13 protein-coding genes are annotated in these 13,646 nt (G+C 69.0%); all 13 read right to left on the bottom strand.

Features of this window, described 5'->3' with window-relative positions:
* Positions 1-8: 8 nt before the first annotated feature.
* Entirely contained in the window at positions 9-308 is a 300-nt protein-coding gene (gene nuoK / locus PFX91_RS13115) for an NADH-quinone oxidoreductase subunit NuoK (protein ID WP_013156051.1), read from the bottom strand.
* Positions 296-1,306 carry an NADH-quinone oxidoreductase subunit J gene (locus PFX91_RS13110; RefSeq protein WP_285731787.1) on the bottom strand — a complete coding sequence of 337 codons (1,011 nt, stop codon included), beginning with the start codon at positions 1,304-1,306 and terminating at the stop codon, positions 296-298. The genes nuoK and PFX91_RS13110 overlap by 13 nt, the downstream gene beginning before the upstream one ends.
* A complete protein-coding gene (gene nuoI, locus PFX91_RS13105; RefSeq protein ID WP_285731786.1) occupies positions 1,303-1,860 on the bottom strand; it encodes an NADH-quinone oxidoreductase subunit NuoI in 558 nt (185 codons plus the stop codon). Before nuoI ends, PFX91_RS13110 begins: the two co-directional genes overlap by 4 nt.
* Positions 1,853-3,220, bottom strand: a complete 1,368-nt coding sequence (gene nuoH / locus PFX91_RS13100) for an NADH-quinone oxidoreductase subunit NuoH (RefSeq protein ID WP_285731785.1) — start codon at positions 3,218-3,220, stop codon at positions 1,853-1,855. Before nuoH ends, nuoI begins: the two co-directional genes overlap by 8 nt.
* Positions 3,217-5,679 carry an NADH-quinone oxidoreductase subunit G gene (locus tag PFX91_RS13095; protein ID WP_285731784.1) on the bottom strand — a complete coding sequence of 821 codons (2,463 nt, stop codon included), beginning with the start codon at positions 5,677-5,679 and terminating at the stop codon, positions 3,217-3,219. The genes nuoH and PFX91_RS13095 overlap by 4 nt, the downstream gene beginning before the upstream one ends.
* A complete protein-coding gene (gene nuoF / locus PFX91_RS13090) occupies positions 5,676-6,995 on the bottom strand; it encodes an NADH-quinone oxidoreductase subunit NuoF (protein ID WP_285731783.1) in 1,320 nt (439 codons plus the stop codon). The genes PFX91_RS13095 and nuoF overlap by 4 nt, the downstream gene beginning before the upstream one ends.
* The gene (nuoE, locus tag PFX91_RS13085) at positions 6,992-7,744 is read right to left on the bottom strand and encodes an NADH-quinone oxidoreductase subunit NuoE (protein WP_285731782.1); all 753 of its coding nucleotides are present in this window, start codon (positions 7,742-7,744) and stop codon (positions 6,992-6,994) included. Before nuoE ends, nuoF begins: the two co-directional genes overlap by 4 nt.
* Positions 7,741-9,036: an NADH-quinone oxidoreductase subunit D gene (locus tag PFX91_RS13080; protein WP_285731781.1), complete on the bottom strand. Its 1,296-nt coding sequence runs from the start codon at positions 9,034-9,036 to the stop codon at positions 7,741-7,743. The genes nuoE and PFX91_RS13080 overlap by 4 nt, the downstream gene beginning before the upstream one ends.
* 40 nt (positions 9,037-9,076) lie before the next feature.
* Positions 9,077-9,817 carry an NADH-quinone oxidoreductase subunit C gene (locus PFX91_RS13075; RefSeq protein WP_285731780.1) on the bottom strand — a complete coding sequence of 247 codons (741 nt, stop codon included), beginning with the start codon at positions 9,815-9,817 and terminating at the stop codon, positions 9,077-9,079.
* Between the two features lies 1 nt (position 9,818).
* A complete protein-coding gene (locus PFX91_RS13070) occupies positions 9,819-10,364 on the bottom strand; it encodes a NuoB/complex I 20 kDa subunit family protein (protein WP_285731779.1) in 546 nt (181 codons plus the stop codon).
* A gap of 139 nt (positions 10,365-10,503) precedes the next feature.
* Complete coding sequence (locus tag PFX91_RS13065) at positions 10,504-10,863, bottom strand: NADH-quinone oxidoreductase subunit A (protein WP_285731778.1); 360 nt, start codon at positions 10,861-10,863, stop codon at positions 10,504-10,506.
* A gap of 219 nt (positions 10,864-11,082) precedes the next feature.
* Positions 11,083-12,390 carry a geranylgeranyl reductase family protein gene (locus tag PFX91_RS13060; protein WP_285731777.1) on the bottom strand — a complete coding sequence of 436 codons (1,308 nt, stop codon included), beginning with the start codon at positions 12,388-12,390 and terminating at the stop codon, positions 11,083-11,085.
* Between the two features lie 423 nt (positions 12,391-12,813).
* A complete protein-coding gene (locus PFX91_RS13055) occupies positions 12,814-13,524 on the bottom strand; it encodes a demethylmenaquinone methyltransferase (protein ID WP_285731776.1) in 711 nt (236 codons plus the stop codon).
* Positions 13,525-13,646 lie beyond the last annotated feature (122 nt).

Here is a 13,646-nt window from a genome sequence, read left to right as displayed (position 1 = left end):
TCCGCCTTCTAGTGCTTGAGCAGGTTCGCGTCATCGAGCGACGCGGACCTGCGGGTTCGGAAGATCTGCATGATGATCGCGAGGCCGACCACCACCTCGGCGGCGGCGACGACCATCACGAAGAAAGCGATGACCTGCCCTTCGATGTCCCCGTGCATACGGGCGAACGCGACGAACGCCAGGTTGCAGGCGTTGAGCATCAGCTCCACGCACATGAAGACGATGATCGCGTTGCGCCGGACCAGCACGCCGACGGCGCCGATGGTGAACAGCAGCGCCGCGAGGACGATGTAGTTCATCGGGTCCACGAGGACTCGACCTCCTGCCCGTTGCCGTTCTTGCCGTTGGGGTCCTCGCCGTCGGCGCCCTCACCCGTGTCGGAGACCAGCGTGCCGGTCTCCACCGGTCCACCCTCGGTCTCCGCCTCTGGCCGGGCCCGGTCGTCGACCACGGGGCCGACGACCTTGGACTCCGCCGAGTCCGAGGCGCCACCGGCCAGGGGCGTGTGGCGGGCCCGCACGTCGTCGGGCACCTGCGACTGGTACTTGGGGTCGCGCGCGGTGAGCACCGGGTTGAGGGACAGCTGCGAGACCGTGCCGTCCGGCAGCAGCGCGGGCATGTCGACCGCGTTGTGCCGCGCGTAGGTGCCCGGTCCGGGCAGCGGTGTCGGGTGGTCCCCGCGGATACGGTCCTCCGACATCTGCCTCTGGGTGTTGCGCTTCTTGGTGCGGGCGGTGTGCGCCATGACCATGGCGCCCAGGACCGCGGTGATGAGCAGCGCGCCGGTGGCCTCGAAGGCGACCACGTAGCGCAGGATCAGCTCACCGGCGATCCACGGGATGGTGCCGCCCGCGGCGGCGGCTCCCGCCTCCAGTCCGGCCGGGTCGCCCACGGAGATGCGGGTGATGCCGGTGACCAGGGCGCCGATGAAGGCGAGCGCGACGACGGCGGTGAGGATCCGCTGTCCGCTGATCGTCTCCACCAACGAGTCGGCGGAGCTGACGCCCACGAGCATCAGCACGAACAGGAACAGCATCAGGACGGCGCCGGTGTAGACCACGATCTGCACGACCATCAGGAACGGCGCCGTGTTGATGCCGTAGAAGACGGCCAGGCTGACCATGGTCAGCGCCATGGACATGGCCGAGTGCACGGCCTTGCGGGAGAAGACCACTCCGAGGCCGCCGAGGAGGACCACGGCGCCCAGGATCCAGAACACGGCCGCCTCGCCGCCGCCGATGGGGGCGGCCAGGTGCACGGCCCCGTCCAGGGGTGCGCTTCCAAGGGAACTGGTGAGCGGGGTCAACGGACTGCCTCCGTGCTCTCCTGCGCCTCGTGTCCGTCCTGCGAACCGTGCTGGCCTCGCCCGGTGGCGTAGTAGTCCTGCTCGGTCTCACCCAGACGCATCGGGTGCGGAGGCGCCTCCATCCCCTCCTTGAGAGGGGCGAGCAGCTGTTCCTTGGTCCAGATCAGGCTCTGCCTGTTGTCGTCGGCCAGCTCGTACTCGTTGGTCATGGTCAGGGCCCGCGTGGGGCATGCCTCGACGCACAGCCCGCACAGGATGCAGCGCAGGTAGTTGATCTGGTACACCCGGCCGTAGCGTTCACCGGGCGAGTACCTGTCGTCCTCGGTGTTGTCACCGGCCTCCACGTAGATGGCGTCGGCCGGGCAGGCCCAGGCGCACAGTTCGCACCCGATGCACTTCTCCAGGCCGTCGGCCCACCTGTTCAGCTGGTGCCTTCCGTGGAAGCGCGGCGCCGTGGGGCGCTTGACCTCCGGGTACTCGACGGTCGGCACCTTCTTGAACATCGTGTGGAAGGTGACACCGAAACCCTTGACGGGGTTGAGCCACTCAAGCACCGGTAACCTCCTCACCCTTCTTGTTGCGGTCGGCGGCGGCCGTCCGCGGCGGTTCGGCGAGCACGCTGCTGCCGTAGTGCGGGGCGGTGCTCGGGGGCACCGGGAACCCGCCGAAGGCGGGGTCCTTGTGGGCGCGTCGGGCGTTCTCCGCGCGCTCGCGGGCCTCCTCGGCCCGTTCGCGGCGCACGTGGCGCAGCCAGGCGTAGAACGCGGCCACGGTGGCGGCGGTGAAGGCGAGGACCACCAGGGCGATGACCACCGGGGAGGCCTGCTCCAGCACGAGCATCCGCACCACGGCGACGGCGGTGATCCACACCAGCTGGATCGGGATGAGCACCTTCCAGCCGAGCTTCATCAGCTGGTCGTAGCGCACCCGGGGCAGGCTGCCCCGCACCCAGATGAACAGGAACATCACGCAGACGAACTTGAGCAGCCACCACAGGGCGGGCCACCAGCCCTCGTTCGCGCCGGGGAAGAAGGCGGTGATCCCGGGCGGGGCGAGCCATCCGCCGAGGAAGAGCGTGACGGACACGGCGGCGACCGTGCACATGTTCACGTACTCGGCGAGGAAGAACATCGTGAACTTCATGGACCCGTACTCGGTCATGAAGCCGCCGACGAGCTCACCCTCGCCCTCGGCCAGGTCGAAGGGCAACCGGTTGGTCTCGCCGATCATCGTCACCAGGTAGATGAGGAAGGACGGCAGGAGCAGCACGGCGAACCACAGCCCGCGCTGGGCCTCGACGATCCCCGACATGGTCAGGGTGCCCGACATGATGAAGACCGCCACGAAGGACAGGCCCATCGCGATCTCGTAGCTGATCACCTGCGCGGAGGCGCGCAGACCACCGAGCAGGGCGTAGGGCGACTGGGAGGCCCAGCCGCCGAGCACGAACCCGTACACCCCCAGTGCGGCGGTGGCCAGGACCACCAGTGCCGCGACGGGCAGGTCGGTGAGCTGGAGCGGGGTGATGACCCCGAAGAGGTTCACCTCGGGCCCGATGGGGATGACCGAGAACGCGATGAACGCGGGTACGGCCGCGATCATCGGTGCGGCGATGTAGACGAACCGGTCCACCCCGCGCGGGATCAGGTCCTCCTTCAGGGAGAGCTTGATGCCGTCGAAGAGGGACTGGAGCAGGCCGAAGGGGCCCATCCGGTTCGGTCCGTGACGCTGCTGCATCCGGCCCATGACCTTGCGGTCGGCCATGATCATCATCAACACGCACAGCATGAGGAAGACGAAGATGGCCAGTGCCTTGATGGTGGTGATCCACCACGGGTCGTTGCCGAACGCGCTCAACGTCTCCTCGGAGGCCAGGGTGGCGGCCACACGCGGATCGAGGGCGGCGGGGGTCACTGGTGCCTCCCGGAGTCGGTGGTGGACGGGGCCAGCAGCACGGTCTGTCCGGAGCCGCCGCCCAGGTCGCGGGGTACGTCGCAGCCGTCGGCGTTGGCCGGGAGCCAGACGACGCGGTCAGCGATGTCGGTGATGATCACGGGCACGGAGACCGTGCCGCGCTCACCGGTGACGTGGAGCGTCCCACCGTCGGCCACACCGACCTCGTCGGCGGTGGCCTTGGACAGGTAGGCGCGGGCCTGCCGCGCGGTTCCGGCGAGGTAGGGCTCGCCGTCCTCCATGCGACCCGTGCCGAGCAGCTGTCGCCAGGTGGACAGGATCGCCTGGCCGGGCCCGGGCACGGTGACGTCCACGGGCCATGCCCTCGGAGCCTGGGTGCGCTCGCCCGTCCACAGGCCCAGCTCCATCAGCTCGCCGTAGGCGGACGCGGCATCGGGCAGACCCAGGTGCACGTCCATCTGGTCGGCGATCGCGGAGAGCACCCGCAGGTCGGACAGGGCGCCGGGCACCTTGAGCGTGGTGCCGAAGGGCCTGTGGCGGCCCTCCCAGTTGACGAAGGTGCCGGACTTCTCGGCCACGGCGGCCACGGGCAGCACCACGTCGGCGCGGTCGGTGACGTCACTGGCGCGCAGTTCGAGGCTGACGATGAACGGCACGCGGGCCAGGGCCCGGCGCGCCGCCTCGGGGTCGGGCAGGTCGTCCAGCTCCACTCCGGCGATGAGCAGGGCGTCCAGCTCGCCGGCGGCGGCGGCCTCGATGATGGCCGAGGTGTCACGACCGGGTTCGGCGGGCAGTTCGCCCACGTTCCAGGCACGGGCCACCTCCGCGCGGGCGGAGGCGTCGGTGACGGGTCGTCCGCCGGGCAGCAGGCCCGGCAGCGCTCCGGCGTCGATGGCTCCGCGCTCGCCGGCGCGGCGCGGCACCCACGCCAGGCGGGCTCCGGTCCGCTCGGCCAGGGCCGCGACGGCGGTCAGGGCACCGGGCACCGCCGCCATGCGTTCGCCCACCATGATGACCGCGCCCTCTTCGTTCAGGGCGGCCACGACGTCGGGGGCGTCGGTGTCGAGGGAGTTCAGGACACGGCCTTCGTCCCCCGGCACCGCCTTGACCAGCGTGCCCTTGGTCTTGGTCAGTCCCAGGCTGGCGTGCGAGGCGACCGAGTAGACCTTCAGGCCGCGCTTGCGCACGCCCTTGCGCAGCCGCAGGAAGACCAGCGGCGACTCGTCCTCGGGCTCGAATCCGGCCAGGAGGACCGCGGGCGCCTTCTCCAACGCGGTGAAGTCCACCCCGATCGGGGTCCCGGCCACGTGGGCGGCCAGGAAGTCGGACTCCTCCTGCGAGTGGGCGCGGGCCCGAGCGTCCACGTCGTTGGTGCCCAGTGCCACGCGGGCGAACTTGGCGTAGGCGTAGGCGTCCTCGTAGGTGAGCCGGCCGCCGACCAGCACGCCGACCCGACCGCGCGCGGCGGCCAGGCCCTGTGCGGCCACGCCGAGCGCCTCGGGCCAGGAGGCGAACTCCAGGGCGCGGGACTCCTCGTCGCGCACCAGGGGGTTGGAGAGACGGTCGGACTGGGTGGTGTAGCTGAAGGCCCACCGCCCCTTGTCACAGTTCCATTCCTCGTTGACCTGCGGGTCGTCTCCGGCCAGACGGCGCATGACCTTGCCGCGTCGGTGGTCGGTGCGCTGGGCGCACCCGTCGGCGCAGTGCTCGCACACGCTGGGCGTGGACACCAGGTCGAAGGGGCGTGCCCGGAAGCGGTAGGCCGATCCGGTGAGCGCTCCGACCGGGCAGATCTGCACGGTGTTGCCGGAGAAGTAGGACTGGAAGGGCTCGCCCTCGGCGATGCCCACCTGTTCCTGGGCCCCGCGTTCCATCAGTTCGATGAGCGGGTCGCCCGCGATCTGCGCGGCGAAGCGGGTGCATCGGGCGCACTGGATGCAGCGCTCGCGGTCCAGCAGTACCTGCGTGGACAGCGCGACCGGCTTGGGGAAGGTCCGCTTGACGTCGATGAAGCGGCTCTCGCCCTGACCGGTGGACATGGCCTGGTTCTGTAGGGGGCACTCGCCGCCCTTGTCACAGACCGGGCAGTCCAGCGGGTGGTTGATGAGCAGGAACTCCATGATCCCGCGCTGGGCCTTCTCCGCCACCGGGGAGGTCAGGTGGGTGTTGACCACCATCCCGTCCATCACGGTGATCGTGCAGGAGGCCTGGGGCTTGGGCATGCCGCGCCCGTTGCCCATGTCGGGGATCTCGACCAGGCACTGGCGGCAGGCGCCGACCGGGTCCAGGAGCGGGTGGTCGCAGAACCTGGGGATCTGGATGCCCAGGAGTTCGGCCGCCCGGATGAGCAGCGTGCCCTTGGGCACCTGGATCTGGAAGCCGTCGATGGTGACGGTGACGAGGTCCTCGGGCGGCGGTGCCGGCACCGATCCGCCACTGGAGTTGGAGGTGACTGTCACTGCTGTCCTCCCGTCGAGGTCGTCCTGTCGCCCCACAGGGTGGCCTTGGAGTGGTCGAAGGGGCAGCCGCCCTTCTCCACGTGGTCGATGTACTCCTGTCGGAAGTACTTGATCGAGGACATGACGGGGCTGGTCGCTCCGTCTCCGAGGGCGCAGAAGGAGCGGCCGAGCAGGTTGTCGCAGATGTCCAGGAGCTTGTCCAGGTCGGCCTCGGTGCCCTCGCCCCTCTCCAGACGGTCCAGGACCTGGACCATCCAGAAGTTGCCCTCGCGGCAGGGCGTGCACTTGCCGCAGGACTCGTGGGCGTAGAAGGCGATCCAACGGCCGACCGCGCGTACCACGCAGGTGGTCTCGTCGAAGATCTGCAAGGCCCGCGTGCCGAGCATGGATCCGGCTGCCCCCACCGACTCGAAGTCGAGCGGGGTGTCCAGGTGCTCGTCGGTGAAGATCGGGGTGGAGGAGCCGCCGGGCGTCCAGAACTTGAGCCGGTGCCCGGCTCGGATCCCTCCGGCCATGTCGAGCAGTTCGCGCAGGGTGATGCCGAGCGGCGCCTCGTACTGGCCGGGGTTGGTCACGTGCCCGGACAGGGAGAAGAAGCCGAATCCGGCGGACTTCTCGGTGCCCATGGACGTGAACCACTCGGCGCCGTTGGCGACGATGCTCGGCACGCTGGCGATGGACTCGACGTTGTTCACCACGGTGGGCGAGGCGTAGAGGCCGGCCACCGCGGGGAAGGGCGGCTTGAGCCGAGGCTGGCCGCGGTAGCCCTCCAGGGAGTCCAGCAGTGCGGTCTCCTCGCCGCAGATGTAGGCGCCCGCACCGGTGTGGACGACGAGGTCGAGGTCGAAGCCGCTGCCGAGGATGTTCTTGCCCAGCAGTCCGGCGTCGTAGGCCTCGGCCACGGCCCGGCGCAGGCGCCGGATGACGTGGACGACCTCGCCGCGCACGTAGATGAAGGCCTGGTTGGACTTGATCGCGTACGAGGCGATCATCGCGCCTTCCAGCAGCACGTGCGGGTTGGCGAGCATGAGCGGGATGTCCTTGCAGGTGCCCGGCTCGGCCTCGTCGGCGTTGACCACGAGGTAACGCGGGTTGGGGTTGTCCGCGGGCAGGAAGCCCCACTTCATCCCCGTGGGGAACCCGGCGCCGCCTCGGCCGCGCAGGCCGGACCGCTTGACCAGGTCCACGATGGCGTCGGGCTCCATCCCCAGGGCCTTGCGCAGTGCGCTGTAGCCCCCGGTGGCCTGGTAGCCCTCCAGGGTGAAGGAGTCCGGCCGGTCCCAGTTCGCGGACAGGACCGGGGTCAGGGTGGTCACTTGGCGTCCTCCTCGTCCTGCTCCGCGGGCCTGGCCGGGAGGTCGCCCGGGTCGGGGGCCTTCCAGCCGCGTTCGCGCGCCAGCCTGAGCCCGGCCAGGGAGGGGGCGGCGGCCTGCACGCCCTCGCCCGCCCGGCCGTCCTCGAATCCGGCCAGGATCCGGGAGTTCTGCTTCCAGGTGCACAGGCTGGAGGGACCGCGCGTGGGCGCCACGTCCTTGCCCAGCCGCAGGTCGTCCACCAGCTGCTTGGCCTTCTCTGGGGTCTGGTTGTCGAAGAACTCCCAGTTGACCATCACCACGGGGGCGAAGTCGCAGGCCGCGTTGCACTCCACGTGCTCCAGCGTGACCTTGCCGTCCTCGGTGGTCTCGCTGTTGCCGACGCCCAGGTGCTCCTTGAGCGTCTCGAAGATCTCGTCGCCGCCCATCACCGCGCACAGGGTGTTGGTGCACACGCCCACCTGGTAGTCGCCGCCCGGACGGCGGCGGTACATGGTGTAGAACGTGGCGACCGCGTTGACCTCGGCGAGGGTGATGTCGAGCTGGTCGGCGCAAAAACGCATGCCGGCCTTGCTGACGTGTCCCTCCTCGGACTGCACCAGGTGCAGGAGCGGCAGCAGCGCGGACCGCGGCCGGGGGTAGCGTCCGATGATCTCCTTGGCGTCCCGCTCCAACCGGGCGGTGACCTCGGCGGGGAACGCCTCGCGCGGCTCCGCCGCCTTCGTGGTCTCGGTGCCGTCGTGCTCGCTCACCGGTCCACACCTCCCATCACGGGGTCGATACTGGCCACGGCCGCGATGACGTCCGCCACCGTGCCGCCCTCGCACATGGCGGCGACCGTCTGTAGGTGGGTGAACGAGGGGTCGCGGAAGTGCACGCGGTACGGACGGGTGCCCCCGTCGCTGACCGCGTAGCAGCCCAGCTCGCCCTTGGCGCTCTCCACGGCCGCGTAGGCCTGGCCCGCGGGTACTCGGAAACCCTCGGTGACCAGCTTGAAGTGGTGGATGAGCGCCTCCATGGAGCTGCTCATGATGTGTGCGATGTGGTCGGGCGAGTTGCCCAGCCCGTCGGGACCCAACGCCAACTTCGCGGGCCAGCCGATCTTGGCGTCCTGGACCATCACCGGGCCGGGCCGGAGCTTGTCCAGGCACTGCTCGATGATCTTGAGGCTCTCCTCCATCTCGGCCATGCGCACCCGGTAGCGGGCGTAGACGTCGCCGCCGTCGGAGACCGGGACGTCGAACTCGTAGTCCTCGTATCCGCAGTAGGGCTTGGCCTTGCGCAGGTCCCATGCCAGGCCCGAGGAGCGCAGCATCGGCCCGGTGACGCCGAGCGCCATGCATCCGGGCAGGTTGAGGTAGGCCACGTCCTTGGTCCGGGCCAGGTAGATGGGGTTCTCGTCCAGGAGCTTGCGCATGATGTCGATGCGCTTGGGCATCTCCTTGAGCAGCTCGCGGACCTTGTCGACCGCGCCGGGCGGCAGGTCCTGGGACACGCCCCCGGGACGCACGTAGGCGTGGTTCATCCGCAGGCCGGTGACCAGCTCGAAGATGTCCAGGATCATCTCGCGCTCACGGAAGCCGTTGGTCATGACCGTGGTCGCGCCCAACTCCATGCCGAAGGTCGCCATCGCCACGAAGTGGGAGGCCATCCGGTTGAGCTCCATCATCATCACGCGGATGACGTTGGCCCGCTCGGGGACGCGGTCCTCGATGCCCAGCAGCTTCTCGACCGCCAGGCAGTACGCCGTCTCGTTGAAGAGCGGCGTCAGGTAGTCCATGCGGGTGACGAACGTGGTGCCCTGGGTCCACGTCCGGTATTCCATGTTCTTCTCGATACCGGTGTGCAGGTAGCCGATACCGACACGGGCCTCCGTGCAGGTCTCACCGTCCAGGGTGAGAATCAGCCGGAGCACGCCGTGCGTGGACGGGTGCTGCGGGCCCATGTTGATGACCAGGCGTTCGGCGCTGGTGGACTGCGCCTTCTCGATGACCTCGTCCCAGTCTCCGCCGGAGGCGTCGATGTAGTCCTCTGTGACGGTCATTGTGGGCCTCCCTTCGTGGCCGAGTGCTGTGCGGTGGCGATCACTTGTAGGACCTCCGCTCGTCCGGCGGGGGCACTGTGGCGCCCCGGTACTCGACGGGGATGCCGCCCAGCGGGTAGTCCTTGCGCTGCGGGTGGCCGTGCCAGTCGTCGGGCATCTGGATGCGCGTCAGCGCGGGGTGGCCGTCGAAGACGATCCCGAAGAAGTCCCAGGCCTCACGCTCGTGCCAGTCGTTGGTCGGGTAGACGGACACGAGGGAGGGCACGTGCGGGTCGGCGTCGGGACAGGTGGTGGACACCCGGATCTCGCTGTTGTGGGTGAGGGAGCGCAGGTGGTAGACCGCGTGCAGCTCCCGACCGGCGTCGTCGGGGAAGTGGACCCCGACCACTCCGGTGCACAGTTCGTAGCGCAGTGCCGGGTCGTCGCGCAGCACGCGGGCCACCTCCAGGAGCGCCTCGCGGCGCACGTGGAAGGTCAACTCGCCGCGGGAGACCTCGACCCGCTCCACGACTCCGGCGTTCTCCCCCAGTGCGGCCTCCAGGTCGTCGGCCACCCGGTCGAAGTCGGCGGTACGCGGGTCGTCGGGGTCGGTGAAGGGGCGTCCGCTGTGGACGGGAGCGCTCCCCCGTACTTGCAGACCTCCGAAACCGGAGGTGTCCCCGGTGGTGTGGGTGCCGAACATCCCGGTGCGCCGGATCGGCGCGGCCAGGCGCTCGCGGCCCAGCTTGTCGGGGAGGTCGGCGGCTTCCTCGTCGCGTTCGCGTTCGTGTTCGGTGCTCATGTCAGTCCTTGCTCACCAGCGGCAGCGAACGGCGGAGCATGCGCTCCTCGGTCTCGGTGATCTCCTGCTCCCGGTGGGCGCCGAGCTTGGTGTTCTGCACCTTGTCGTGCAGCTTGAGCACGGCGTCGAGGAGCATCTCCGGCCGCGGCGGGCAGCCGGGCAGGTAGATGTCGACCGGGACGATGTGGTCCACGCCCTGGACGATCGCGTAGTTGTTGAACATGCCGCCGCTGGAGGCGCACACGCCCATGGCGATGACCCACTTGGGTTCGGGCATCTGGTCGTAGATCTGACGCAGGACGGGGGCCATCTTCTGGCTGACGCGTCCGGCGACGATCATCAGGTCGGCCTGGCGCGGGGTGGCTCCGAACTTCTCCATGCCGAACCGGGCCAGGTCGTAGTGCGGACCGCCGACGGCCATCATCTCGATGGCGCAGCAGGCCAGTCCGAACGTGGCGGGCCACATGGAGGTCTTGCGGGCCAGACCCACGACCTGCTCGACGGTCGAGAGCATGATGCCGCTGGGAAGTTTCTCTTCGAGTCCCATCAGCTGCGGACCTCCTCCGGGCTGGGCTGCGGGGTCAGGACGGGTGTGGGGCGTGCCCCGGATCTCGTTCCCATGGGGGTGTGGCTAGGGCAGGGGCCGGAGCGGGGCGGAGGCCCCCAGAGAACACTGTCTAGTTCGCCTAGTTCCATTCCAGGCCTCCGCGGCGCCACTCGTAGGCGTAGGCGATGGAGACGTTCACCAGGAAGAGGACGATCGCGATCAGTCCGAACCAGCCCAGTGCGTCGAAGTGCACGGCCCAGGGGATGAGGAAGATGATCTCGATGTCGAAGATGATGAACATCATGGCCGTCATGTAGTACTTGATCGTGAAACGGCCGCCGCCCGCGGGCTGTGGTGTGGGTTCGATGCCGCTCTCGTAGGCCTGCATCTTGGCGCGGTTGTAGCGCTTGGGCCCCAGGAGCGCTCCGGCCAGCATCGACACCACGACGAACGCGGCGCCGATCCCGCCGAGTACGAAGACCGGTGTGTACAGTTCCACGGTCACCTTCCTCCTGGCTGTCCGGTCCGCCCGCGCGGCGTACCGGGAGTGCTTGTGATTGCCTTCACTTGTGCGGACTCATCTCTGGCTCGTCCCCTGTGTCTGTCCGGGCCGAGGCGCCCGGCTGTGCTGTGTCCGCTCCGGGCCCGTCCGGCCGCGCCCTCGGCGCGGGGATGTCCGAGGTCTCCCGGGGGCCCGCTCGGTCGGAACCCGTGCCGTCTAGGCCGCGGGGGCGAGGCGGGACAGGCCGTTGATGACCCGGTCCATGGCGTCTCCCTGTGTGGGTTCGGTGAGGTTGGCCAGCAGTTTGAGCACGAACTTCATGAGGGTGCGCTGGCGGAGTCCGTACTTGGTCGCGTACTTCATGAACTCGGGCTGGCCGATGATCTTCACGAAGTAGCGGCCGAGCGTGTAGTAGCCGCCGTAGGTTTCGGCGAGCACCTCGGGGTAACGCAGCAGGGCCCGCTCACGGGTCTGCTGGGTGGGGCGGCCGTTCGCCTGCACGATCACGTCGGCCGCGGTGCTCGCGGCCTCCATGGCGTAGGCGATGCCCTCGCCGTTGAAGGGGTTGACCATGCCGCCGGAGTCGCCGACGAGCAGCAGACCCCGCGAGTAGTGCGGCACCCGGTTGAAGCCCATGGGCAGGGCCGCGCCGCGGACGGCGCCCTTCCGGTTCTCCTCGGTGAAGCCCCACTCCTCGGGCATCGACTCGGTCCAGCGGCGCAGGAGTTTGCGGTAGTCCACGTCCTGGAAGGAGGCGGTGGAGTTGAGGACGCCGAGCCCGACGTTGCTGGTGCCGTCACCGACGCCGAAGACCCAGCCGTAGCCGGGCAGGAGGACGTCCTTGTCGCCGCTGCGGTCCCACAGCTCCAACCAGGACTCCAGGTAGTCGTCCTTGTGTCGGGGGCTCTCGAAGTAGGTGCGCACGGCCACGCCCATGGGACGGTCGTCGCGTTTGCGGATGCCCATGGCCACCGACAGGCGCGAGGAGTTGCCGTCCGCGGCCACGACCAACGGTGCTCGGAAGGTGACGGGTTCGCGGTCGGCGTCCTTGGCGTGCACCCCGACGATGCGGTTGCTGCGCTCGTCCATGAGGGGGCCGGTGACGGTGGTGCGCTCAAGGAGCTTGGCTCCGGCGGAGACCGCACGGTTCACCAGGATCTGGTCGAAGTCGTAGCGAGTGCGCACCAGACCGAAACCCGGGTAGGCGGCCAGGTCGGGCCAGGGCAGTTCGAGGCGGGCGCCGGCACCGACGATGCGCAGGCCGTGGTTCTTGATCCACCCCTCGTCCTCGAAGGTGATGCCCATCGCGGTGAGCTGCTTCACCGCTCGCGGGGTGAGTCCGTCGCCGCAGACCTTCTCCCGGGGGAAGGAGGTCTTCTCCAGCAGCAGGACGTCCAGTCCGGCCTGGGCCAGGTAATAGGCGGTGGTGGAGCCGGCCGGGCCTGCGCCGACGACGATGACGTCGGCGTCGTACTCGATCCGCTCCCGGCCTCGGGGAGAGGAGGAGGTGGCTGTCTCACTCACGGGTGGTCCTCGACTGCTCGCGCGGGTACACCGTGGCGGGCCTACCTGCGGGGATCGACCCGCTCACGGGGGAGTCCGGGACGCTGTTGGGCGTCCGTTATGTCCGACATATGGTTATGTGTCCAATGACTCGTGTTCTTGTGAAGCTCTTCACAAGGCCACTTTCCCGAAGTCTAGACCCTCCCGAACGTGGTGGCGAGTCCCAGGGGGGTATCAGTGACCCTCCCCCAAAGCAGGACATAGGTACACAGACGGCTCCACTTGCCCCAAAAGCCGTTCACTCTTGACCAAAACCCCAGCTCAAGGTTGTTACCGGCGCCTCAGCAGACCCACCGAGGACACAAAAACCCGGGGAGGCGAGCCCCTCCCCGGGTTACGGATTTCTTATACGGCGTGCGCTAGGCGCACATGTGGATCCCGTTCCTACCGCTCACGGAAGCCGCGGTGCAGGGCGACGATGCCCGCCGACAGGTTGCGCCAGGCCACCCGCGACCACCCCGCCTCCTGGAGGTGCCGGGCCAGATCGGCCTGCTTGGGCCAGGCCATGATCGACTCCGACAGGTAGTCGTAGGACTCACCGCGCCCGGAGACCACCCCCGCGATCTTGGGCAGGGCGCCCATGAGGTAGGTGGAGTAGAGCCTGTCCACGAAGTCGACCGGGATGTGACTGAACTCGCAGATGACCATGCGTCCACCGACCTTGGTCACGCGCAACAGCTCGCGCAGCGCCTGGTCGACGTCGTTGACGTTGCGCAGACCGAAGGAGATCGTGACCGCGTCGAAGGTCTGGTCCGCGAAGGGCAGACGCAGGGCGTCGCCCGCCACGAAGGTCACCCCGCCCCGGTCGGCGCCGCCGCGCCTTCGTACCCCCGCCCGGAGCATGCCCAGGGAGAAGTCGCAGGCCACCACACGCGCGCCCTTCTTCACGAAGGACTCCGAAGAGGTGCCGGTCCCCGCGGCGAGGTCCAGGACGAGCTCGCCGCTGTAGGCGTCGACCGCGTTGACGACGGCCCTGCGCCACAGGCGGTCCTGGCCCAGGGAGATGACGTCGTTGACCAGGTCGTAGTTGTCGGCGATGCCATCGAACATCGCGGCGACGTCCTGGGGCTTCTTGTCGAGTTCAGCGCGGGTCATGGCACAAGACTAAGGGCCGGTCGCGGCCCTCGCGCATCTGGTGTGCCCTCGCGCACCTTGCGTACCGACACTCGGGCCGATACCGGTCAAGCCGACAGGAGAAGTGCGAGTGCCCGGCCCGG

This window comes from Nocardiopsis sp. ATB16-24 (assembly GCF_030271535.1).
GTDB lineage: Bacteria > Actinomycetota > Actinomycetes > Streptosporangiales > Streptosporangiaceae > Nocardiopsis.
The sequence above is the reverse complement of the archived record's forward strand: the minus strand, read 5'-3'. Positions and strand labels throughout refer to the sequence as shown.

Excerpts from the sequence above, each read along its gene's own strand:
- PFX91_RS13080 (WP_285731781.1), bottom strand. The coding sequence starts at position 9,036 with ATGACCGTCACAGAGGACTACATCGACGCCTCCGGCGGAGACTGGGAC.
- PFX91_RS13070 (WP_285731779.1), bottom strand. The coding sequence starts at position 10,364 with ATGGGACTCGAAGAGAAACTTCCCAGCGGCATCATGCTCTCGACCGTC.
- PFX91_RS13075 (WP_285731780.1), bottom strand. The coding sequence starts at position 9,817 with ATGAGCACCGAACACGAACGCGAACGCGACGAGGAAGCCGCCGACCTC.
- PFX91_RS13055 (WP_285731776.1), bottom strand. The coding sequence starts at position 13,524 with ATGACCCGCGCTGAACTCGACAAGAAGCCCCAGGACGTCGCCGCGATG.